At 71.7% G+C, this 20,990-nt stretch carries 19 protein-coding genes; 6 read left to right on the top strand and 13 right to left on the bottom strand.

Annotated features, from left to right (window positions below; translation table 11 throughout):
* Positions 1–154 precede the first annotated feature (154 nt).
* Positions 155–607 carry a hypothetical protein gene (locus E4T13_RS07045; RefSeq protein ID WP_137177480.1) on the top strand — a complete coding sequence of 151 codons (453 nt, stop codon included), beginning with the start codon at positions 155–157 and terminating at the stop codon, positions 605–607.
* A 27-nt stretch (positions 608–634) separates the two neighbouring features.
* Here the strand turns inward: E4T13_RS07045 and E4T13_RS07040 are convergent, their stop codons facing one another.
* The 5 genes from E4T13_RS07040 to E4T13_RS07020 all read right to left on the bottom strand — a co-directional run bounded on the left by E4T13_RS07040 (position 635) and on the right by E4T13_RS07020 (position 6,117).
* Positions 635–1,471, bottom strand: a complete 837-nt coding sequence (locus E4T13_RS07040) for a hypothetical protein (RefSeq protein ID WP_137177479.1) — start codon at positions 1,469–1,471, stop codon at positions 635–637.
* A gap of 267 nt (positions 1,472–1,738) precedes the next feature.
* Complete coding sequence (locus E4T13_RS07035) at positions 1,739–3,259, bottom strand: AMP nucleosidase (RefSeq protein WP_137177478.1); 1,521 nt, start codon at positions 3,257–3,259, stop codon at positions 1,739–1,741.
* A complete protein-coding gene (dps, locus tag E4T13_RS07030; RefSeq protein WP_137177477.1) occupies positions 3,229–3,705 on the bottom strand; it encodes a DNA starvation/stationary phase protection protein Dps in 477 nt (158 codons plus the stop codon). The genes E4T13_RS07035 and dps overlap by 31 nt, the downstream gene beginning before the upstream one ends.
* A gap of 128 nt (positions 3,706–3,833) precedes the next feature.
* On the bottom strand, positions 3,834–4,355 hold the full coding sequence (locus E4T13_RS07025) for a PEP-CTERM sorting domain-containing protein (protein ID WP_137177476.1): 522 nt from the start codon (positions 4,353–4,355) through the stop codon (positions 3,834–3,836).
* 154 nt (positions 4,356–4,509) lie between these two features.
* The gene (locus tag E4T13_RS07020) at positions 4,510–6,117 is read right to left on the bottom strand and encodes an MFS transporter (RefSeq protein WP_137177475.1); all 1,608 of its coding nucleotides are present in this window, start codon (positions 6,115–6,117) and stop codon (positions 4,510–4,512) included.
* Between the two features lie 86 nt (positions 6,118–6,203).
* On the opposite strand from E4T13_RS07020, the gene E4T13_RS07015 reads away from it, so the two are divergent.
* Positions 6,204–6,533, top strand: a complete 330-nt coding sequence (locus E4T13_RS07015) for a DUF962 domain-containing protein (protein ID WP_137177474.1) — start codon at positions 6,204–6,206, stop codon at positions 6,531–6,533.
* 5 nt (positions 6,534–6,538) lie between these two features.
* Positions 6,539–6,853 (top strand): multidrug efflux SMR transporter, encoded by a 315-nt coding sequence (locus tag E4T13_RS07010; protein ID WP_137177473.1) that lies wholly within the window; start codon positions 6,539–6,541, stop codon positions 6,851–6,853.
* Between the two features lie 92 nt (positions 6,854–6,945).
* Here E4T13_RS07010 and E4T13_RS07005 read toward each other — a convergent pair whose 3' ends face one another.
* Entirely contained in the window at positions 6,946–8,163 is a 1,218-nt protein-coding gene (locus E4T13_RS07005) for a hypothetical protein (RefSeq protein ID WP_137177472.1), read from the bottom strand.
* Between the two features lie 278 nt (positions 8,164–8,441).
* Here E4T13_RS07005 and E4T13_RS07000 point away from each other — a divergent pair, with 278 nt between their 5' ends.
* Both E4T13_RS07000 and E4T13_RS06995 read left to right on the top strand, forming a co-directional pair.
* Complete coding sequence (locus tag E4T13_RS07000; protein WP_137177471.1) at positions 8,442–9,137, top strand: MlaA family lipoprotein; 696 nt, start codon at positions 8,442–8,444, stop codon at positions 9,135–9,137.
* Positions 9,138–9,177: 40 nt separating this feature from the next.
* Complete coding sequence (locus E4T13_RS06995) at positions 9,178–10,602, top strand: dihydrolipoyl dehydrogenase (RefSeq protein WP_137177470.1); 1,425 nt, start codon at positions 9,178–9,180, stop codon at positions 10,600–10,602.
* Positions 10,603–10,605: 3 nt separating this feature from the next.
* Here the strand turns inward: E4T13_RS06995 and E4T13_RS06990 are convergent, their stop codons facing one another.
* The 5 genes from E4T13_RS06990 to ugpE all read right to left on the bottom strand — a co-directional run bounded on the left by E4T13_RS06990 (position 10,606) and on the right by ugpE (position 18,058).
* On the bottom strand, positions 10,606–11,358 hold the full coding sequence (locus tag E4T13_RS06990; protein WP_170984842.1) for a hypothetical protein: 753 nt from the start codon (positions 11,356–11,358) through the stop codon (positions 10,606–10,608).
* Positions 11,355–13,544 carry a glycosyltransferase gene (locus E4T13_RS06985; protein ID WP_137177468.1) on the bottom strand — a complete coding sequence of 730 codons (2,190 nt, stop codon included), beginning with the start codon at positions 13,542–13,544 and terminating at the stop codon, positions 11,355–11,357. Before E4T13_RS06985 ends, E4T13_RS06990 begins: the two co-directional genes overlap by 4 nt.
* Positions 13,545–13,694: 150 nt before the next feature.
* Positions 13,695–15,995 carry a glycosyltransferase family A protein gene (locus E4T13_RS06980; protein ID WP_137177467.1) on the bottom strand — a complete coding sequence of 767 codons (2,301 nt, stop codon included), beginning with the start codon at positions 15,993–15,995 and terminating at the stop codon, positions 13,695–13,697.
* Positions 15,996–16,049: 54 nt separating this feature from the next.
* Entirely contained in the window at positions 16,050–17,153 is a 1,104-nt protein-coding gene (locus E4T13_RS06975; RefSeq protein WP_137177466.1) for an ABC transporter ATP-binding protein, read from the bottom strand.
* A complete protein-coding gene (gene ugpE / locus E4T13_RS06970) occupies positions 17,153–18,058 on the bottom strand; it encodes a sn-glycerol-3-phosphate ABC transporter permease UgpE (RefSeq protein ID WP_368773291.1) in 906 nt (301 codons plus the stop codon). The genes E4T13_RS06975 and ugpE overlap by 1 nt, the downstream gene beginning before the upstream one ends.
* Before the next feature lie 83 nt (positions 18,059–18,141).
* Here ugpE and E4T13_RS06965 point away from each other — a divergent pair, with 83 nt between their 5' ends.
* Positions 18,142–18,486, top strand: a complete 345-nt coding sequence (locus tag E4T13_RS06965) for an endonuclease domain-containing protein (RefSeq protein ID WP_137177465.1) — start codon at positions 18,142–18,144, stop codon at positions 18,484–18,486.
* Between the two features lie 71 nt (positions 18,487–18,557).
* Here E4T13_RS06965 and ugpA read toward each other — a convergent pair whose 3' ends face one another.
* Together ugpA and ugpB are read right to left on the bottom strand one after the other, a co-directional pair.
* A complete protein-coding gene (gene ugpA, locus E4T13_RS06960; protein WP_137177464.1) occupies positions 18,558–19,439 on the bottom strand; it encodes a sn-glycerol-3-phosphate ABC transporter permease UgpA in 882 nt (293 codons plus the stop codon).
* Between the two features lie 133 nt (positions 19,440–19,572).
* Positions 19,573–20,913: a sn-glycerol-3-phosphate ABC transporter substrate-binding protein UgpB gene (gene ugpB / locus E4T13_RS06955; RefSeq protein WP_137177463.1), complete on the bottom strand. Its 1,341-nt coding sequence runs from the start codon at positions 20,911–20,913 to the stop codon at positions 19,573–19,575.
* Positions 20,914–20,990 lie beyond the last annotated feature (77 nt).

Here is a 20,990-nt window from a genome sequence, read left to right as displayed (position 1 = left end):
ATAGCGACGGGGTGCGCTGCACACAACCAACAGGGCACGAGTCGGGGGAAGCGGCGCGAAGCCGATCCGTTTCCGGCAAAGCGCGCTGGCGCGCATTGATCGCGGCGCTGCGAACGGCCAAGTTGCGCCGCCCCAGCCCGCCGGGATTCCCGCCATGCGCCGCCTGAGCCTGCTCCTGCCCCTGCTGATGCCGCTGCCGGCCGAGGCGAACGAGGCCTTCTGCCCGGCGCTCAAGCGCCTGACGGCGGCCGCGCAATGGGGGTTCAACGACATCGCCCGCGCGCCGCATCTCATCCCCGGCTCGATCTCCGAGCATCGCGGCGTGGTGCGGCGGATGGATGGGCCGGAGCGCGGCGCGATCTTCGCGACCATGCTGCGTGCCGAGGGGCGCGAGCATCAGCCGCAGATCGCCCGTCGCTTCGAGCAGTTGCAGGGGGAGATCGGGCACTGCCTGTCGGACGCCCAGCCGACGCCGCCGTCGCGTGCCGCGACCGAGGTGAAGACGTCCTGGGCCACGCCCTATGCGGTGGTGGAACTGCGGGCGGATCTCGGCGACGGCTTCGCCTCGACGATGGAGGTGGAGATCGTCGTCTCCTCGCGCTGGTAGGGGCAGGGACGGCCCTGCCGCCGCGCGTCAACTCGCGAGTTCGAAGCCGGCTTCCGCCGCGCGGGCGGCGAGCGCGATGCTCTCCTCGAAATTGTCGCGCCGGGCGATGTTCGTCGCGGCAAGCTGCCTGACGCCTGCCTCGGCCTGCGCAGCCTGCGCGGGGAGCTCCGGCGCCTGGAACGCCCCGAGCGGCGCGTAGCCGCGGAGATCGCCGGGCCCTTCCACCAGCGCGAAGCCCCGCCCTGCAGGGCGCAGCATCACCGTGTCGCCGGCACCCACGCGCCCGATCGTCGGCGCCCCCGGTTCGGGCCGCTGGCGCAGCGCAACCGTCGCCGCGGCCACCGCGCGCTGCGCACCGGCGCTGTCGGAGCGCCGGCGGCCCACCACCGCGCCGGTGCCGGGCGCCGCGGCTTCCACCCGATCCTTCCGGCCATCGGCGCGGCGGTCCAGCGCCGCCAGCACCGCCCGCGCCTGCGCCAGGTCCTGCGCGACCCGCGCCCGCAGGGCGCCCATCTCCGCCCTGCCCTGCTCCGGCGTGATGCGGCGGGCGGCGACATCGGCCCGCACCCAGCGTGCCTCGATCCAGCGGCAATAGAGGAGGGAATCGAAGGCAATCTGCAGCGCCTCCAGCAGCGCATTCTCGGTGTCGAGCTCTGCTTCAAGCACCGGGGCCGCGGGCGCGGGCGCACCCCAGCGCGCCAGGGCCGGCGCAGGCTGCAGGACGACGGCGCCCTGGGAGGCGAAGAGCGCGGATTGCGACCCGCAGCCGATGGAAGCGTCAGGCGGCTGGAGCGTGGCGCAGCCGGGCATCGCGAGCGACACCCCCATCAGGGCCGCCACCAGGATCGGTCTTGCATGCCGCATGTCGGACCGGTTCCCCTGCGCCGCGGTCGCATCATGCCAGCCGCCACACAGGGTTGAACAGCCATGCGCCGATGCGCGGCCTGCGCGTCCGCTCCGAGGCACCGCTGCCTCGTGCACGCGTGCGCCGCTCGGTCGCTGCTGCGCGCCTTTGCCGCAGAGCACGGGAACCGCTCCGCGGTTCCGCCGAACGGGCATAGGCTGCTCTGGAATCAAGCTTCCTGGAGCACGACCGTCCGATCGACTGATTCCAGCCGATCGGAACGAGCTCTACCGGAAGGGCGGCTCGTCGAAGCTGCGCAGCTTGCGGCTGTGCAGCGAGCCGAGGTCGCCGCGCAGGATCTCCAGCGCCTCCAGCCCGATCATCAGGTGCTGGCCGACCGCGCGCTCGTAGAAGGCGCTCGCCGCGCCGGGCAGCTTGATCTCGCCATGCAGCGGACGGTCGGAAACGCAGAGCAGCGTCCCATAGGGCACGCGGAAGCGATAGCCCTGCGCCGCCAGCGTGCCGCTTTCCATGTCCACCGCGATGGCGCGGGAGAGGTTCAGCGGCCGGCGTTCCCGCGACCAGCGCAGTTCCCAGTTGCGGTCGTCATAGGTGACGACGGTGCCGGTGCGCAGGCGGCGCTTCAGCGCGTCGCCACGCTCCCCGGTCACCCGCGCCGCCGCTTCCTGCAGCGCGACCTGCACCTCGGCCAGGGCGGGCAGGGGGATGTCGGGCGGCACCAGCTCGTCCAGGATGCGGTCGCGGCGCAGATAGGCATGCGCCAGCACGTAGTCGCCGATCGCCTGGCTGCCGCGCAGCCCCGCGCAATGCCCGACCATCAGCCAGCAATGCGGCCGCAGCACCGCGAGGTGGTCGGTGATGTTCTTCGCGTTCGAAGGACCGACGCCGATATTGATCAGCGTGACGCCGCCCGAGCCGTCGGCGCGCACGAGGTGATAGGCCGGCATCTGGAAGCGGTGCCAGGGGGAGGCGGCGGTCAGCGCCTCCACCGTGCCGGTCTGCTCGTCGCGCAGCTCGCCGCGGCCGACCTGCACGCCGCCGGGCAGCACCAGGCCGGACCAGGGGCTGTCCGCGCGGGCGAGTTCCGAAACCGCCCAGCGCAGGAACTGGTCCACGTAGCGGTGGTAGTTGGTCAGCAGGATCCAGGGCTGGACCGCGCGCCAGTCGGTGCCGGTGTAGTGCACCAGGCGGCGCAGCGAGTAGTCCACGCGCACCGCGTCGAACAGCGCCAGCGGCTCCGGCGTGCCGGGCGCGAAGCGCCAGAGCCCGTCGGCCACCTCGTCGCCGACCTCGGCCAGCGAGGGTGTGGGGAAGTGGCGCGCCAGCAGCGCGCCAGTGGCGTCGCCCGCCTCCACGCCGCGGCCGGGTTCCAGGACGTAGGCGTAGGGGATCTCCTGCGTGCTGGGCGCGACCTCGGCGGTGGCGCCGAACTCGCCCATGAGGGGGCGGAGCTGCTCCAGCAGGTAGCGGCGGAAGAAGCCGGGCTGGGTGATGGTGGTGGCGTAGATGCCGGGCGCCTGGAACTTGGCCCAGGCCCGCCGCACCGCCGGCCGCTCCCCGGTGCCTGGCGCATAGGTCAGGCGAAGCTCCGGGTAGCGGAAGGCGGCGCGCTCCTCGGGTGTGGGCGGTGGTCCACCGGACAGGACTCGTTCCAGCGCCGCGCGCAACGCGGCGGTGGCGGCGCCATGCAGCGCCGCCAGGGCATCCACCGCGGCCTCCGGCGTCTCGCAGCGCGTCGCTGCGGCCGCCGCCGGCGTCAGCGGTCCGCCGTTGCCTCCATCATCCATACCGCCTTGTCCACGTTTCGCGATATGCCGGTCAACAGGTCCGCGGTGTCGGCGTCGCCGGCCTCGTCGGTGGTGTCGATGCCCTCGCGCAGGCTCTTCGCCACGGCGGTGTAGCGCTCCAGCATCGCCGCGAGCAGCTTGTCGCCGGCGTGCAGGTCGGTCGGGAAGGGCGGCAGCGTCGTGCCGGAGGCGACGGACTGGCTCGTGCCATTGGCGGTGCCGCCCAGCTGCACCAGCCGTTCGGCAATCTCGTCGATGTCGGTGGCGAGGCTGTTGTAGAATTCCTCGAACATCAGGTGGAGCGAGCGGAAGTTCGGGCCGCGCACGTTCCAGTGCGCCTGGCGCGTGCCGTTGTAGAGGTCGATGCTGTCGGTCAGGCAGGCCTGCAGCACCCCGATCGACGTCTTCTTCGCGTTGTCGTTCAGGTCGTTGCGGCTTTTCGGCATGGCGGTCTCCTGCATCGCACCAGGGTTGGTTACGCTGCCTAAACTGGCGACGGCACGCCCGGGTTCCACCGGCGTGCCGTTCCGCAGCCATGCAGGATGAGCGGGCCCGCGCCGCGGGCCCGTTCTGGTCAGCGGCGCCGTGCGCGGATCGCGCCCAGTCCGGCCAGGCCGAGGCCGAACAGGGCGAAGGACATCGGCTCCGGCACCGTCGCCGTGCCCCAGACGAAGGCGTAGTTGACGTTGCCCTCGCCGGCATTGTCCGAAACATAGGCAGAGGCGGCATCGGTCGCGAGCGAGGGGAAGGAGGCGCCCGAATAGTAGCTTCCCGGCGCCTGGCTGGAGGCGGGGGCGACGTAGTCCTGCGCGAATTCGAAGCCGCCATTGTTCAGGCCGAAGACGCCGAGCACGCTGTACCAGGCGGTGTTGGTGATCTGCCCGGGGTCGGAGCCGGCGGTGGAGATCGCATAGTCGGCCGGGTTGCCACCGAACAGCAGGGCGGCGGCCTGCTGACCGGTATAGGCCGGAGGCAGGGTGACCCAGCTCGGCCCCTCGTTCACCTCCCAGCTTCCCACATAGAGCCAGTCGGCCTGCGCGGCCGGCGCGATCGCCAGCCCGGCCGCGGCCAGAAGGGCCAGCGCGTGAATCCGCATGAGGTCATCCTCCTTGGTCCGTCGAGGGGCAGCCGGCACGGCGCCGGGTCCTCGGTGCTTCCTCCTATCGGAACAGGGAGGGGAAGGGCTGTTCAGTCTCGTGCGAAATACACGCGTACTGAGACATGCCCCATGACAATGTCACCGGCGCGGTTCATTCCGGCAGGTCGCCGGTCACGTTGAGGTAGCGCCCCGCCTCCGGCGCGCCGCCATCGCGCTGGAACGCGGCGGCGCGGGCGAGCGCGGCGTGGTCGAACTCGGTGAGTCGTTCCGCTTCCCGCAGATGCGCGGTCCAGCTTTCGACGATCCACATTTCGACCCAACGCTCGGGGTGTGCGACATCCTCATAGAGCCGCCAGGAGAGCGCGCCGCCGCGCAGCCGCACCCCGCGGCATTCGCGCATGGCTTCGAGGAAGGCGCGGCGGTCGGCGGGATCGATGGTGTAGCGCACCGCTTCCAGCACGCGGTGGCGTTCATCGGCCAGCAGCGGCGTCAGGCTGGGATCGGCGGGTTCCGGCCGCGGAGCGCGGTCGCTGCGCGCCGGCGCGGTGGGGGCGGCGACGGCCTCGATCGACATGCCGCGGACCGCGATCGCGCCGATGGCGCAGGCCGCGCCGAAACCCGCCAGCGCGGCGGGCAGCCCGACCACGTCGCCGGCCCAGCCGCTGAGCCCGGTGCCGAGCGCCAGCGCGCCGAAGGTCGCGACCTGGTAGAAGCCGAGCGCCCGCGCCCGCACCCAGGGCGGCGTGGCAAGCTGCGCCGCGGCCTGCAGGGTGGAGGCGCCGGCCAGCCACGCGAAGCCGAAGCCGAGCATGGCCAGCAGCGCCACCGTCACATGCGGCGCGACGCCGAGCACGGCGAGGGAGCCGCCGCCGAGGATGCAGGCGGCGACCACCATGCTGCCGCGGTCGAGCCGCGCCCGCAGCGCGGGCAGCATGAAGCCGCCCGCCACCGCGCCGACGCCCATCGCCGTCAGCATCAGGCCATACCATTCGGGGCCGAGGCCCAGCCCCTCCCGCACCACCAGGGGCAGCAGACCCCAGATCGCGGCAAGGCCGCCGAAGAAGACGCAGGCGCGGATCGTCGCGGCGCGCAGCGGCGGGCTGGCGCGGACGAAGCGCAGCCCCGCCCGGAGTGCCGAGAGGAAGCTCTCCTTCGGCAGGGTGCTGCGCGGCTCCTCCCGCTTCCAGGTCGCGAGCGCGGCGATGGCGACGAGGAAGGCGAGCGCGTTGAGCGCGAAGGTCGCCTCCGCTCCCGCCAGCGCGACCACCACGCCGCCGATGGCGGGGCCGACCGCGCGGCTGAGGTTGAAGCCGATGCCGTTCAGCACGATCGCGCCTGGCAGGTCGTCGCGCGGCACAAGTTCGGGCGTGGTGGCCTGCCAGGCCGGCGAGGACATGGCCGTGCCCGCGCCGATGGCGAAGGTCAGCAGGATCAGCCCCCAGGGGCCGAGCACGCCGGCATGGGTCAGCAGCGCCAGCAGCAGGGCGGAGAGCGCCATCCAGGCCTGGGTCGCCAGCAGGAACAGCCGGCGGTCCACGATATCGGCCAGCGCCCCCGCGGGCAGCGCCAGGAGGAACACCGGCAGCAGCGAGGCCACCTGCACCAGGCTGACCATCAGGGGCGTGGGCGCCAGGCTGGTCATCAGCCAGCCCGCGCCGGTGTTCTGCATCCACATGCCGGTGTTGGCCACGAGGTTGGACAGCCAGAGCAGCCGGAAGGCGGGATGGCGGAGCGGGATCAGGGCGGTGGGCAGGCGCATCGCGGGGCAACCTGCCAGCCGCGCCGCCGCGGCGGTAGCGCAAAGGCGCGTTGGCGGCGCCGGGCGGGCTGGGTTACGCTCCGGTCATGGTCGAACGCATCGCCACCTATGAGGAATTCTGGCCCTACTACCTGCGCGAGCATGCGAATCCGATGACGCGGTCGGTGCATGCGGTGGGCACGGTACTGGGGGTGGTGGTGCTGGCCTGGGCGGTGCTGGTGGGGCCGCTGTGGCTGGCGCTGGCCGCGCTGGCGACGGGCTATGGCTTCGCCTGGGGCTCGCACCTGCTGGTGGAGCGCAACCGTCCCGCCACATTCCGCTATCCGCTGTGGTCGCTGTTCTCCGACCTGCGCATGGCCTGGCTGCTGGCCGCCGGCCGGCTGGAGCCCGAGTTGCGCCGCGCCGGGGTGGCCTGAGCGGCGTGGCCTGGCTCTGGCTTTTCCTCGCGGGGCTGCTGGAGATCGGCTGGGCGGTGGGGCTCAAGCTGAGCGAGGGGTTCACGCGGCTCTGGCCGAGCGTGTGGACCGCGGTGGCGATGGCGGCGAGCATCTTCCTGCTCGGCGTCGCACTGCGTTCGCTGCCGGTAGGCACGGCCTATGCGGTGTGGACCGGCATCGGTGCGGTGGGCACGGCGGCCTTCGGCATGCTGGTGCTGGGCGAGCCGGCGACGGCGCTGAAGATCGGGGGCGTGGCGCTGATCGCGGCGGGGATCGCGATGCTGAAGCTGTCGGCGTGAGCGGCGCCGAGCGAAGGGCAACGGCGCAGCCGGGTTCGACCCGGAGCGGCCATCGCCGCTGCCCACGCGATGTCCGCCTGGGCAACGCAGTGTCAGGACGCGGCTTTGAATCGCGTGATGATCTCGACGTTCAGCGACTGAGCTTCGACGCAGGTTTCAGCGCGCTGGATGAACCGACTGTCGAGCGCCGTCATTGGCGTAATGGTTTGGCTCTCACTGCGCCGAACGAGCTCCTCGGCTATCCCAACGACCCGAAGCAGTTCCGAGGGGTCGAGGATGTGAAGATAGCCGCCTGTCGCCTTTACGAACTCCACCATCATGTCAAACCCGAACTTTGGTGGCAGCAAGCTTAGGTCGGGCACGAGGATGATTGCGTGGATCGGTTGGGTGCGCTCAACCTCGTGCTCGCGACCAGCGAGGTCGCAGATCGTCGCGCCGTCCCGTATCTGGCGCGCAGCACCTTTCAGCTGTTTGAACGCCTTCTCGATACTGGCAGAAATATTACTGCTGAGCTTGGTGCGATCGGGAAGCTCGGGTCGGTTGAGTAGCGTGAGCGCCTTGGACTCGAAGATGAATGTGCCGCCCGAGTAGCTGAGAATTATGTCGGTCAGCTCACGGAAACGGCCGCCCTTCATGATCTGCGGCTGGTCGATAATGACATCGGGATGCAGATTGTCAGCGAGCCAGATGACGAGCTTCTCCTGCTGGCGACCTTCGTCAAAATGGAACAGGTCGACTTCGCTAACACCCGATCTATTGGTGATCAACAAGTTCCGCACCCGGTTCCATTCTGACACGGCCGGCAAGTCAATGAGCAACATTGTCGGATCGTCGACCTCGCCATCGCGTAAGCGGGGGTAAATGTCATCAATTGTCGCGACGACGCTTGAATGATCAAATTTGCCGAGCCCAGCATACGCGGCGAGCGATCCAAGCCTATTGCCGGCGACGGCAACCTGTATCTCCGCCCAAGCGACGTTAATCGCCAGTTCGTTGAACAGGAAAACCTGGAGCGGCTTGCCTTCCGCAACACCGAGCAGCGCCTGACGCTCTTCTTCACGTTCAAGTACTGACCAGATGACCCCGGGTGATGTCGGATCATCATGGACAATGAGGCTATAAATCAGCCGATGGCCATGGGTCTGCGCGATCATCAGCTGAAGCCGGACGCCTCGGGTAAGGTATTTGAGCACAACGACATCGGCCTTGATCAGCAAGGTCGGCTCGAACCCGTTCGTGCCGCTGACAAAGTCGAAGCGCACCAGCTGCGGCGTCGCGAGAAACTCTTTCCGATTATGGTCTGATAGCATATGCATGGCTTTTCTCGGCGTACTTTTCGGCAACCCTGGCGCAGCATAACCATACTGCCGTAGCGAGCCATCCGTTTTGCCTGTTAGAGATGGTAAACGACGGCGGCCGAGCTCACTCTCCGGCTATACGTCTGCTCTCGGAAGTTGAAGGCCACGCGCTAAACGACTGAGATGGGCGCAGAGCAGCTATCTCGCTGCAGTTCGCGTATATCCGTTCACCGCCCTTCGCCGACATCTCGCCCGTCGCGCCAGCCGCCCCGCCGCGCTACCCTCCGCCCATGCGCGCCCTTCTCCTGCCCCTCTGCGCCGCCCTGCTCCTCCCCGCCGCCGCCCAGGCTGCGCCGGACCCCTGGGAAGGCGTGAACCGGCGCGTCCACGCCTTCAACGACCTTGCGCAGACATACGCCCTCGCCCCCGCCGCAGCCTTCTGGCGCGCGCAGGTGCCGTCCGACACGCGCGAGGGCATCGGGCGCGTCGTCGCCAATCTCGGTGAGCCCGTGACGGCGCTCAGCGCGGTCGCCGCCGGGGATTTTTCGCGCGCCTGGAACGCCACCGCCCGCTTCGGCATCAACGCGACCCTCGGCTGGGGCGGCTGGCGCGAGGCGGCGGCGCCGCGCGGCTTCGAACGCCGCGCCATGGCGCCCGGCGATGCCGCCTGCGCCTGGGGCGTGCCGAGCGGGCCCTATCTCGTGCTGCCGCTGCTCGGGCCGAGCACCCTGCGCGACGCCACCGCCGGGCTCGCGGCCAATGCGGCGCTGGCGCAGGGCCTGGGCGCCGGGCCGGTCGCGGGCTGGCAGGCGAGCGACGGGTTCCTCGCCTATGAGCGCGCGGAGGGCGAACTCGCGCGGGTGGCGGCGCAATCGCTCGATCCCTATGCGGTGCTGCGCAGCGCCTGGCTCCAGCGGCGCGCGGCGTCCTGCCCGGGCGACGCCGCCGCGGCGGAGGAGGACACGGCCGAGGCCGCGCCGCGCTGAGCGTGGCTCGCCTCGGAACGCCGGCACGGGAGGGCGACGGATGCAGGTGATCGAGACGGATGTGGCGGTCATCGGCGCAGGCACGGCCGGGCTGAACGCACGACGCGCGGCGCTGGAACGCGGCGCGCGCGTGGTGCTGGTCGAATCCGGGCCCTTCGGCACCACCTGCGCCCGCGTCGGCTGCATGCCGTCCAAGCTGCTGATCGCCGCCGCGGACGCCGCGCAATCCGCGCGCGACGCGGCGGTGTTCGGCATTCATGCGGCGCCTTCCATCGACGGCCGCGCGGTGATGGCGCGGGTGCAGCGTGAGCGCGACCGGTATGTCGCCGGCACGGTGAAGGGGATCGAGGCGATCCCGCCGGAGCAGTTCCTGCACGGGCGCGCGCGCTTCCTCGGCCCGGACCGGCTCGCCGTGGGCGAGGCGACGGAGCTCCGCGCGCGCAGCATCGTCGTCGCCACCGGCAGCGTGCCCTTCGTGCCGGAACCCTTCGACCGCGCGCAGGTGCTGACCAGCGACGAGATCTTCGAACTGGCGGAGCTGCCGGACAGCCTGGCGGTGATCGGCACGGGCGTGATCGCGCTGGAACTGGGCCAGGCGATGCATCGCCTCGGCGTGCGCACCGCCTTCTTCTCGCCCTTCGACGAGCTCGGGCCGCTGAGCGATCCGGAGGTGATCGCGGTGGTGCGGCGCGACCTCGGCGCCGAGCTGGACCTGCGGCTGAAGCGGGAGATGTTGGCCGCCGAACCCGGTGCGGATGGCACGACGCTGCGCTGGCGCGAGCCGGACGGCAAGGAGCGCACGGAACGCTTCGCGCGCGTGCTGGTCGCGGCGGGGCGACGGCCGCAGGTGGCGGGGCTCGGGCTGGAAGCGACCGGGCTGGCGCTCGGCCGGCATGGCGTGCCGGAGAGCGATCCGGAGACCGGGCAGTGCGGCGCTTCCTCGATCTTCTTCGCGGGCGACGTCGCGGGGCATCGCGCGCTGCAGCACGAGGCGGCGGATGAGGGGCGCATCGTCGGCGACAATGCCGCGCTGTTTCCCGCGGTGACGCGGCATGATCGCCGCACCGCGCTCGCCATCGCCTTCACCGACCCGCAGATGGCGATGGTGGGTCTGCGCCACGAGGAACTCGATCCGGCGAAGCACGCGATCGGCGCGGCAAGCTACGACGACCAGGGGCGCGCGCGGGCGATGGCGGTGAACCGCGGCCTGCTGCGCGTCTATGCCGCGCGGGATGATGGGCGGATCGTCGGCGCGGAGATGTTCGGGCCGGCGATGGAGCATATCGGCCAGCTCATCGCCTGGGCTGTGGAACAGCGGCTCTGCGTGCCCGCGGCGCTGGCGATGCCCTATTACCACCCGGTGCTGGAGACGGGGTTGCGCACGGCGCTGCGCGGGCTGGCGAAGCAGCTCGACATGACGCGCGCCTGCCGGCCGGAAGACCTGGAGGAATCGCCCGGGCGATAGCGGCTACGCCGCGCGCCGGGCGGTCACGACCGGCCCGCCCTCACGCCCGGTCGTGCCGAAGGCGAAGGGTGCGGGGTCATGCAGCACGATGTCGCGGAAGCCGGCCTCGGCCAGCAGCGCGGGCAGGTCGCCGGTGGCGAAGCGGCGGAAGACGGGGCGATCCGTCTCGTCCGGGAAGTCGAGCGCGGCGAAGGTCTGGATCGCGCCCGAGGCCGAGCGGTTCACCAGCACGCGCTGTGCGCCGAAGGCGAGGATGCGGGCGTCGTGATACGCGGGCACATGCTCGATGGTGGTGGCGATCGGCGCGCTGGGCTCGGCCAGCACCAGCAGCCCGCCGGGGCGCAGCAGCGCGTGCAGTCGCGCGAAGCCGTGCGAGACGGGCGGCGGCAGGCGGACAAGCTGCGCTGCGCAGACCACGAAATCCGCGGCCAGCCACAGCGACGCATCCTCGGGCCTGGCGAGGTCGAGCGGCGTGTCGCCGCCGGCATGCTGGCAGGCGAAGCGCTGCTCCATCGCGCCGACGCAGCGCGCGGCGGCGCCGATGGTGATGCCGCTGCGCGGATCGTCCAGCGGCAATGCGGGCAGCGGATGCGGCACGCCGAACAGACGTTCCGTCAGCGCCGCGGCGATGTCGCGCGACAGCGCGGTGCCGCCGCATCCTCCGCAGGCCGGCGCCGGGCCATCCTGCACATCCGGCAGGTTCGCCGCGCCGCAGAGATTGCAGCGGAAACCGAAGGTCATCGCCGCGTCGTTCATGAGGCGAGCGCGGCCTCCGCCGGCAGCACTTCCTGCACGAGCGCCAGCCAGGCGGCCTCCTCGCGCCGCGCCCCTGCCAGCGCGCGATGGCGCATCACCTGCACGGACGGCGAGTCCCAGGCGGCGATGGCATCGAGCGTGCGCCGCGCGAGCGCGCCGGGATCGGCGCAGAGATGGCCGGAGAGGCCATCCTCGATCAGCTCCGCCGGCGCGCCGGCATCGCGCGCGAAGGGCAGCGCGCCCTGGGCCATCGCCTCCCGCAGCGTGGTGCCGCAGGGTTCGAGATGCCAGGGTGCCGCGCTTGCATCCACGCCGAAGCCGCTGCCGTGCCAGGCGAGGTCGGCGGCTTCCCGCAGCGGCGCCAGCGCCGCGTCGTCCAGGCCGAGATGGAAGCGCACCGGCAGGCCCTCGGCGAGATCGCGGCAGGCCTGGACGAAGCGCTGGTGCCGCGGTTCCGGATGCGTGGCGCCGGCGCAGTGCAGCACGACCGGCCGCCGCGCGCTTGCCGCCACCTCCCGGAAGGCGCGGAGCAGCATGTCCTGCGCGTTGCCGCCGGGGCCCTCGCGGAATGCGCCGAGCGCGAGGATTCCGAGCACCTCGCCCGAGGGTCGCGGCGCGCGCGCGCGACCTGCCGCGATCAGGGGCGGCAGCAGGCGGAGCGGCGGCAGGGCAATCCCCGCCACCTGTGCGGCGGCCTCGACCTGCCGGCGCAGGAAGGCGGAGGGCACGACCAGCCGGTCGCAGCGCGCGAGCCGCGCCAGCGCGGCGGCATCCGGCAGCCCGGGCGGGGTCGCCTGGCGGCAGAGATGGATGCGGCGCGGCGCGGGCGGTGCCTCCGGCGGCATCATGCCCGCTCCGATCGTCACGACGAGGTCGGCGCCGAAGTCCTGCGCACGCGCCGCGTCGAGCAGCGCGACCGCGGCGAGGTCGAGGCCGAGCACGGTGCCGAGGCGATCCAGCCGCATCCGGCTGCACGGCCCCTCCGGCAGCAGCGCCACGCGATGCCGCGGGGCGAGCAGGGCGGCGAGGCCGAGCAGGCTGCGCAATCCGCTGCCGGCAACCAGCGGGTCCGGCACCTGCAGCAGGATGCCGCCCGTCCCCGGCGCGGGAGTCGGCGGCGCAGCCTTGCGCGGTGCAGGGGCCGTTCCCTGCCGCCAGCGCGCGACGAATTTCGCGCGGTTGATGCGGATGCTGTCCGGCAGGCCCGGCAGGCCGCGATGCGAGACGCCCTCATGGTGGCGCACCACCGCATCCGGGCAGTAGCGCACCGTCCTGCCTGCCGCACGCAGCCGCAGGCAGAGATCGGCATCCTCGTAGTAGCCGGGCTCGTACAGCAGGTCGAAGCCGCCGAGCGCGAGGAAGTCGGCGCGGCGCATCAGCAGGCAGGCGCCGGAGACGTAGTGCACCTCGCGGCCCGTCGCATAGGCGGGGTCGGCGGCATCGCCGAACTTGCCGTGCTGGCGCGCATGGCCGTCCGGCAGCAGCGTCGCGCCGGCCTCCTGCAGGCGGCCATCGGGGAAGACCAGTCGCGCGCCGACCGCGCCGCATCCGGGATGGTCGCGCAGCGTCGCCGCCAGCGCGGCGAGCCATCCCGGCGTCACCTCCGTGTCGTTGTTGAGCAGGCAGAGCAGCGGTCCGCGCGCCTGCTCCGCCGCGATGTTGCAACCCTCGCCGAAGCGGCGGTTCTTGGCGATGCGGAGCAGTCGGACGGGGCCGGGTATCGCGGCGAGGCGCGCCTGCTCGTCAGGCGGGGATCCGTTGTCGGCCAGCAGGATCTCGTAGCGCAGGCCGGTGGTGGCGGCATGGATGCTGGCGATGCAGGCCTGGGTCAGCGCCGCCTGGCCATGGGCGACGACGAGGATGGAAACCTCCGGCTCCGCCGCATCGTACCAGGGCAGTGCAGGCGGCTGTGGCGCGACGGTGTGTTCCGCCGGCACGGGTGCCGGCGGCATGTCCTGCTGTGGGGCCGGATCGGGCAGCGCGGGCCGCAGCCGGCGCGCGAGCTTCGCGAGGCGACGCAGCCCCGCCGTCGCCCGCCAGGACGTGCTCGCCTGCATGGCGCCCAGCGCGGCCTCGGCCCGTGCCGCCGCGGCCTCCCGGTCCCGCGCGATCCGGCCAGCCGCCTCGGCTTCGGCGCGGGCGGCTTCGAGCGCGGGCGCCAGGGCGGCGAGATGCGCACGGAGCATGGCGCGCTCGGCGTCGGCGTCGTCGCGGGAGGCTGGCAGGAGCGGAGCCCTTCGTCCGGGTCGTCGTTCTGATCCGTGCCGGATGCGCAGGTTCCGGCGCGTCTCTGACGCAGGACCGTAACGGGAAGGCCATGCTTCGGCCAGACGGGGTCAGCGGGCGCGAAGCCGCGCGAGCAGCTTGCCGAGCAGGCGGAGCGGCGCCGTCGCTTCCCAGCCGGCCGAGGCGCGCAGGCGCCGCAGCCGGTCCAGTTCCTGCGGGGCGTGCGGCGGATCGGCGGCAGGCAGGGCGCGACCGAGCCCGATCGCCTGCGCGATCCGCATGGAGCGCGACGCGCCGATCTCCGTCGCTTCCGCCCGCAGCGTGGCGGCGAGGGCTGCGAGTTCCGCCTCCGCGGCCGCCTTCGCCTCGAGCGCGGCGTGGCGTGCGGCCTCGACCTCCGCGGCGCGGCGCTCCACCTCGGCGGCACGCGCTTCCGCCGCGGCAAGACCGGCCGAGAGCCGGGCGATGTCCTGCCGCGAAGCGGCCAGGCGCCGCACATCGGCCTCGGCGAGTTCGAGCGCCGGGCGCAGCGCCGGCGGCAGCAGCGCGGCGAAGGGCGCCAGGCTGCGTCGATAGGCCGGCTCGGCATCGGGGCGTTCGCCGGTCATGGAATCGGTGCCGATCCGGTACCAGTAGAGCGCCTCCGGCACCGCCATCACGGCATGGCCGGCGAGGGCGGCGCGGGCGAAGAAGCTCCAATCCTCGTGGCCGAGGCCGAACACCACCTCCAGCCCGTCCATCGCCTCCAGCAGGTCGCGCCGCACCAGCGCATGCATGTCGCCCAGCACGTTGTCGAAGACGGCAGCGGCGAGCGCGTCGCCGAGCATGCCGAGGGTGAAGAGCGGCGCCGCCTCCTCGGCCGGCGGCGTGTCGCCGCGGAACATCGCCGGGAAGCAGGAGACGACGGCGGCGCCGGAATGCCGCGCCGCCGCCAGCAGCGTGGCAAGCTGGTGCGGCATGGCGATGTTGTCGTCGTCGTGGAACAGCACCCAGCGCCCGCGCGAGGCGCGCCAGCCGGCATTCCGCGCCGCCGCCGCCCAGCCATTCTCCTGGCGCAGGATGCGCCAGCCGCGTTCGGCGAAGTCGGGTTCGAGCGCATCCAGCGCGGCGAGCGCGGCAGGCTGGTCGGAGCCGTCATCGACCAGCACCACCTCGAAGCCCGGCAGGGTCTGGGCGCGCAGCCCGTCCAGCGCCTGGGCGAGCAGCGCCGGGCGGTTGCGGTGGATCAGGACGACGCTGACCGCGGCGCCGTCCAGCGGCCCGGGCTCGGCCGGGCTGGGCAGCGGCAGGTCTAGCGTCGCGGCAAGCAGCGCGGCCCAGGCGGCCCGGCCGCCGAAGGCGTCGGGCTCGGCGGCAGCAGCGGGCAGCCCGCGGTCCAGCGCCTGCGCGATCGCCTCGGCCAGCGGCCCCGGCCGGGGTGCGACGCTGTCCGGCGCGATGACCGGGATGCCGGTGGCGCGGCAGAGCCGCGTGGCCTCGTCCGGCGGCAGCCTGCCCGGCGCCACCACGATGCTGCCGGGGCGAGCGAGCCGGGCCGCAAGGGCACTGGCGCCTTGCGGCGGCGCCTCCACCCGCCAGTCGAGGCCGGGCGGCATGGCGGCGGCGAGCCAGGGCATGGCGGGCCAGGCCCAGGGCTCGCGCGGCTGGCGCCCGAGCAGCGTCACGCGCAGGCCGGTGCGCCGCTCCGCCGGAAGGCGCCGCAGCGCCTGGACGAGCAGCGGCAGCCCCGCGCCGCGGCGGAGATCGCCGGGGAACAGGATCTCGGGCTCCGCGGCCGGTTCGCTGGTGGCGGTGCCGCGCCCGCTGATCGCCTGGAGTGCCCGCGGTGCGGGGGGCGGCATGTGGTGCAGCACCGCCGGCAGGGACCACTCCTCGCGCCGCAGCCAATCCGCGAGGTCCGGCGCGGCGATGACCGCCGCATCCGCCCAGGCGAGGCTGCAGCGTTCGAGATGGTCGAGCGCCAGATCCTCCCGGCCGGCGGGCGGGCGACCATCCAGCGCGGCGCGGAAACCGCGCGGCCCGGTGCCGAGCACGAGGAGCCGCGTGGCGACGAAGTCGAGCCCGAGCCTGCGCAGCGCCGCCACGGCATAGCCGAGCCCGCCCGCTTCGGCCGCCACCACGAGTTCTGGCCGCAGCGCGCGCAGCCGCTGCACGACACCGAGTGCCTCCCGCAGGGCGGCGGCGGCGTGCAGCGCCTCTTGCGGCGGGGTCGGGCAGGGCAGGCGCGGCACGGGACCTGGCTCGGGCGCGGCGGGCATGGACGCTTCGGGGGTGAGCAGCACCGCTTCCGCGCCGGCTTCGGCGGCGAGCGCGGCGAGGCGGCGCATGATGCGGTCGGTCTCCGGATCGCGATCCGGGCCGGGGGCGATCAGGCAGAGGCGGCGGCGGGCGAGGCTATCGGGCAGCGGCACCTCGCCAGCATGGCACGGGGCGACGAGTCGCGCCGCCCGGCAGGCCCGCGGAGGTCAGCGGGACGCGGCCGCTGCCACGCCCTGGCGCGCCGGCAGGCGGGAGCCCTCCGTGCCGAAGACATGCCATTCGGCGGGCGGCAGGCCGACGGGAAGAACATCGCCGATGGCACCGGCCGCAAGCGGCAGGCGCGCGACCAGCGACTCGCCGCCGGGCAGGTGGCCGTGGATCACGGTCTCCGAGCCGAGCGGCTCGACCAGGTCCACGCTGAGCGGGATGGCGTCGGCAGCCTCCGGGCGATGCTCGACATGCTCGGGGCGGATGCCGATGGTCAGCGGCGTGCCGTCGGCGGCGGCGCGCGGGCCATCGGCGAAGGGCAGGGTCGGGCCGGCCTTCAGACTCGCTGCCCGACCGCCATCCGAGAGGGCGGCCGAGAGAAAATTCATGGCGGGGGAGCCGATGAAGCCGGCGACGTAGGTGTCGGCGGGCGTGCCCCAGACCTCCATCGGCGCCGCCACCTGCGCGGCGCGGCCCTGATGCATCACCACCAGCCGGTCGCCCAGCGTCATGGCTTCCACCTGGTCATGCGTGACGAAGAGGCTGGTGACGCCGAGGCGCTTCTGCAGGCGGCGGATCTCGGCGCGCATCTGCACGCGCAGCTTGGCGTCGAGGTTCGACAGCGGCTCGTCGAACAGGAAGAGCTTGGGTTCCCGCACCACGGCGCGGCCCATGGCGACGCGCTGTCGCTGGCCGCCAGAGAGCTGGCGCGGCTTGCGGTCGAGCAGCTGCGCGATCTCCAGCATCTCGGCCGCATCCGCCACGCGCTTGCGGATCTCGGCCGTGGGCATGCCGCGGATGCGCAGGCCGTAGGCCATGTTGTCGAAGACGGACATGTGCGGATAGAGCGCGTAGTTCTGGAACACCATGGCGATGTCGCGGTCCGCCGGTTCCAGGCGGGTGACGTCGCGGCCATCGATCAGCACGCTGCCCGCGGTGGGCGTCTCCAGCCCGGCGACGATGCGCAGCAGCGTGGACTTGCCGCAGCCGGAGGCGCCGACGACGACGATCATCTCGCCATCGGCGACATCGAGGTCGATGCCGTGCAGAACCTGCGTGGCGCCGAAGGATTTGCGGATGCCGGAGAGGGTGAGGGTGGCCATTACTTCTCGGTCTCCGTCAGGCCCTTCACGAACCAGCGCTGCATGAAGATCACCACCGCGACGGGCGGCAGCAGGGCGAGCACCGAGGTGGCCATGATGATGTTCCACTCGTTCTGCGCGTCGCCATTGCCGATCATCTTGGTGATGCCGACCACGACGGTGGTCAGGTCCTTGTCCGTCACGATGAGCAGCGGCCAGAGATACTGGTTCCAGCCATAGATGAAGAGGATGACGAACAGCGCCGCGATGTTCGTGACGCTGAGCGGCAGCACCACGTCCTTGAAGAAGCGCAGCGGGCCGGCGCCGTCGATCTTCGCGGCCTCGACGTACTCGTCGGGAATGGTGAGGAAGAACTGGCGGAACAGCAGCGTCGCGGTGGCGGAGGCGATCAGCGGCACGACGAGGCCGGTCATGGTGTTGGTGAGCTGCAGGTTCACCATCACCTCGAAGGTGGGGATGATCCGCACCTCGACCGGCAGCATGAGCGTGATGAAGATCAGCCAGAAGCAGACCATGCGGCCGGGGAAGGAGAAGAACACCACGGCATAGGCCGAGAGCAGGGAGATCGCGATCTTCCCGACCGCGATCAGCACGGCCATGTTGAGGCTGTTCCACAGCATCAGCCAGGCGGGCAGCCCGCCCGTGGTGCGCCGCGCGGTGCCGCCGCTGACCCAGGCGGAGACGTAGTTCGCCACAGCCTCGCCGCCGAACCACAGCGGCATGTCGCCACGGCCGATGGTGCTGGCGTCGTGGCTGGATCCGACGATTGTGACCCAGATCGGGAAGGCGAAGACCAGCACGCCGAGCGCGAGCACGGCATGCGCCAGCCACCTACTGCGCGACTGTCGCCGTTCCGTGGCACGCGCGAGGGCGAGATCCTGTGCGGTGGTGTCGCGCATCAGCATGGCAGCGGACCCCGAAAGCCCTCTCCACCCGCGGGGGGGAGAGGGTTGGGTGAGGGGGGCGTGGGGGAGTAGCGTAGGCGCCCATGCCCGGTCGCCCTCAGCATCGAAGGGCACGCGCCCTCTGGCGCGAACCCACGGACGCGGAACGCGCGCTCTGGGCCGCGCTGCGCAGCCGGCAGGCGGCCTTCAAATTCCGCCGGCAGCATCCTATTCCGCCTTTCACCGTGGACTTCGCCTGCATCGAGGCGCGGCTCGTCGTCGAGGTGGATGGCGGGCAGCACGGTGGCCAGCGTGACGCGGCACGCGATGCGGCGCTGCAGGCGGCGGGCTGGCGCGTGCTGCGCTACTGGAACTCGGAGGTCGTCGAGAACCTGGACGGCGTTCTGGCGGATATCGTCGCGGTCGCAACTGCGCGCGCGCATCGCTGAGCCTGCGCCCCCCTCACCCAACCCTCTCCCCCCTGCGGGTGGAGAGGGCTTTCGCGGCGAAACGAGCGCCATCAATAATGCACCTTCCGCTCGATGAAGCGGAACTGGATCGCGGTCAGGGCGATCACGATGGCCATCAGGATCACGCTCTGCGCGGCGGAGGAGCCGAAGTTCAGGTTCTGCACGCCGTCCAGATACACCCGGTAGATCAGCGTCGTCGTTGCCTGGCCGGGGCCACCCTGCGTCAGCGCGTGGATCGTTCCGAAGGTGTCGAAGAAGGCGTAGACGATGTTCACCACCAGAAGGAAGAAGCCGGTCGGCGCCAGCAGGGGGAACACCACCGTCCAGAAACGCCGCGTCGGCCGCGCGCCGTCGATGGCGGCCGCCTCCAGCACCGAACGGGGGATGGATTGCAGGCCGGCGAGGAAGAAGATGAAGTTGTAGCTCACCTGCTTCCACGCCGCGGCGACGATCACCAGCAGCATCGCCTGGTTGCCGTTGAGCTTGTAGTCCCAGGGCACGCCCATGCCGTTCAGCAGGCGGCCGAAGAGGCCGATCTGCGGGTGGAACATGAAGAGCCAGAGCACCGCGGCGATGGCCGGTGCCACGGCATAGGGCCAGATCAGCAGGGTCTTGTAGGCATCGGCGCCGCGGATCGCCTTGTCCGCCTGCACCGCGAGGAACAGCGCCACGGCGAGCGCCGAGAAGGCGACGGAGCCCGAGAATACGACCGTGTTCCACACGACGCCAAGGTAGTTCGGGTCGGCGAAGATCTCGGCGAAATTCGCGAAGCCGACGAAGTCGCGCGAGAGGCCGAAGGCGTCCTCCCGCAGGAACGATCCGTAGATCGCCTGGCCCGCCGGCCAGAAGAAGAACACCGCGGTGATCAGAAGCTGCGGCAGCAGCAGCAGGTAGGGTAGGGCGACGCCCTTGAAGATGACCTTCTTGCGCATGGAGATTCGTCCGCCCGTCAGCTAGCCGCCACACCAACCCTAGCTGCCGGGCGGAAAGGGGGGCAGTGCCAGCCCCCCTTAAACCCCCCGGCCCGCGCGGCAAGGATGCCACGCGGGACGTTACGGCACGTGGTCAGCCGCGGTTCGCCCGCTCGAAGTTGCGCAGCACCTGGTTGCCGCGCGTGGTCATGGCGACCAGCGCCTGCTGCGGCGTCTGCTGGCCCTGGAAGGACTTCTCCATCTCCTCCTGCCAGATGTCGCGGATCTGCACGAAGCCACCGAGGCGGATGCCGCGGGTGTTCTCCGTGGTGGCGCCGCGCAGCATCTGCTCGATCGGCACCTCGGCGCCGACATTCTCCGGCTTGCGGTAGAAGCCGGTGGACTTGGCGTATTCGAAGCCGGTCTTCGTGATCGGCAGGTAGCCGGTGTCCATGTGCCACTTGCCCGCGACGTCGGGCTTGGCGAGGAAGGCGAAGAAGTCGGCGATGCCCTTCTGCTCGGCCTCGCTGCGCGGGGCGTTGGGGCCGTTGTTCATCACCCAGAAGCTCGCGCCGCCGATGATGCTGTTGGCGGGGCGGCGGCCTTCGTAGAAGGGCAGCATCGCCACGCCCCAGCCGAACCGCGCCTCGCGCTGGACCCGTGCGCGGAAGCCGGAGGAGGTCTGCATGATCGCGCATTCGCCGGCGGGGAAGGCGGGCTCGCCGGCATTGTTGCGGCCGCCGTACTTGAAGAGGCCGTCCTTCTGCCAGTTCGTCAGGTTGGTCAGGTGGCGCAGCATCAGTTCGTTGTTGATGCTCAGCTCGGTGTTCAGGCCACCGAAGCCGTTGCCGAGGGTCGCCAGCGGGATGTCATGGATCGCGCTGAACTGCTCCATCTGCGTCCAGGTCGGCCATGCGACCGAGAGCGGCGCCATCGGGCCCGCCGCCTTCAGCTTGCGCATCGCCTCCTCGATGCCGCCCCAGGTCTCCGGGAACTGGTCGGGGTTCAGCCCGGCCGCGCGGAAGGCGTCCTTGTTGTAGTAGGTGATCGCGGTGGAGCTGTTGAACGGCATGGACATCTGCTTGCCGTCGGCCGCGGCGTAGTAGCCGCGCACACCCGGCAGGAAGTCGTCCCAATTGATCGTCACGCCGGTGTTGGCCAGCAGCTGGTAGGTCGGGATGATGGCGCGGCCGGCGTTCATCATCGTGCCGGTGCCGACCTCGAACATCTGCACCACCGCCGGCGCCTGCCCCGCGCGGAAGGCCGCGATCGCGGCGACCATCGTCTCCGGATAGGAGCCGCGGTAGCTCGGCACGATGGTGTAGCGGGTCTGGCTGTCGTTGAATTCCTTCACGACGGCTTCCAGCATGCCGCCGAGCGGCTGGCTCAGCCCGTGCCAGAACTGGATCTCGGTGCGCTGCTGCGCGAGGGCCGGGCGGAAACTTCCGGCAAGGCCGAGCGCGGCGGCGCTGGCCATGAGCGTACGGCGGTGCATCAGGCTATTCCTCTCCCATGACGCGTTGGCCGCGGGCTGGTATCGGCGCCGCGTTGCCTCCTTCTTACAGTCTTATG

Source organism: Roseomonas sp. AR75 (assembly GCF_005222815.1).
GTDB lineage: Bacteria > Pseudomonadota > Alphaproteobacteria > Acetobacterales > Acetobacteraceae > Falsiroseomonas.
This window is presented reverse-complemented; position numbering and strand designations above follow the sequence as displayed.

What these genes read in the sequence shown, in the direction of transcription:
- ugpE (WP_368773291.1), bottom strand. Translation starts at nt 18,058, where the DNA reads ATGCTGATGCGCGACACCACCGCACAGGATCTCGCCCTCGCGCGTGCC.
- dps (WP_137177477.1), bottom strand. Translation starts at nt 3,705, where the DNA reads ATGCCGAAAAGCCGCAACGACCTGAACGACAACGCGAAGAAGACGTCG.
- E4T13_RS07045 (WP_137177480.1), top strand. Translation starts at nt 155, where the DNA reads ATGCGCCGCCTGAGCCTGCTCCTGCCCCTGCTGATGCCGCTGCCGGCC.
- E4T13_RS06965 (WP_137177465.1), top strand. Translation starts at nt 18,142, where the DNA reads ATGCCCGGTCGCCCTCAGCATCGAAGGGCACGCGCCCTCTGGCGCGAA.
- E4T13_RS06990 (WP_170984842.1), bottom strand. Translation starts at nt 11,358, where the DNA reads ATGAACGACGCGGCGATGACCTTCGGTTTCCGCTGCAATCTCTGCGGC.
- E4T13_RS07025 (WP_137177476.1), bottom strand. Translation starts at nt 4,355, where the DNA reads ATGCGGATTCACGCGCTGGCCCTTCTGGCCGCGGCCGGGCTGGCGATC.
- E4T13_RS07015 (WP_137177474.1), top strand. Translation starts at nt 6,204, where the DNA reads ATGGTCGAACGCATCGCCACCTATGAGGAATTCTGGCCCTACTACCTG.
- E4T13_RS07000 (WP_137177471.1), top strand. Translation starts at nt 8,442, where the DNA reads ATGCGCGCCCTTCTCCTGCCCCTCTGCGCCGCCCTGCTCCTCCCCGCC.
- E4T13_RS07020 (WP_137177475.1), bottom strand. Translation starts at nt 6,117, where the DNA reads ATGCGCCTGCCCACCGCCCTGATCCCGCTCCGCCATCCCGCCTTCCGG.
- ugpB (WP_137177463.1), bottom strand. Translation starts at nt 20,913, where the DNA reads ATGCACCGCCGTACGCTCATGGCCAGCGCCGCCGCGCTCGGCCTTGCC.
- E4T13_RS06985 (WP_137177468.1), bottom strand. Translation starts at nt 13,544, where the DNA reads ATGCTCCGTGCGCATCTCGCCGCCCTGGCGCCCGCGCTCGAAGCCGCC.
- E4T13_RS06995 (WP_137177470.1), top strand. Translation starts at nt 9,178, where the DNA reads ATGCAGGTGATCGAGACGGATGTGGCGGTCATCGGCGCAGGCACGGCC.
- E4T13_RS07040 (WP_137177479.1), bottom strand. Translation starts at nt 1,471, where the DNA reads ATGCGGCATGCAAGACCGATCCTGGTGGCGGCCCTGATGGGGGTGTCG.
- E4T13_RS06975 (WP_137177466.1), bottom strand. Translation starts at nt 17,153, where the DNA reads ATGGCCACCCTCACCCTCTCCGGCATCCGCAAATCCTTCGGCGCCACG.
- E4T13_RS07035 (WP_137177478.1), bottom strand. Translation starts at nt 3,259, where the DNA reads ATGGATGATGGAGGCAACGGCGGACCGCTGACGCCGGCGGCGGCCGCA.
- E4T13_RS07005 (WP_137177472.1), bottom strand. Translation starts at nt 8,163, where the DNA reads ATGCTATCAGACCATAATCGGAAAGAGTTTCTCGCGACGCCGCAGCTG.
- ugpA (WP_137177464.1), bottom strand. Translation starts at nt 19,439, where the DNA reads ATGCGCAAGAAGGTCATCTTCAAGGGCGTCGCCCTACCCTACCTGCTG.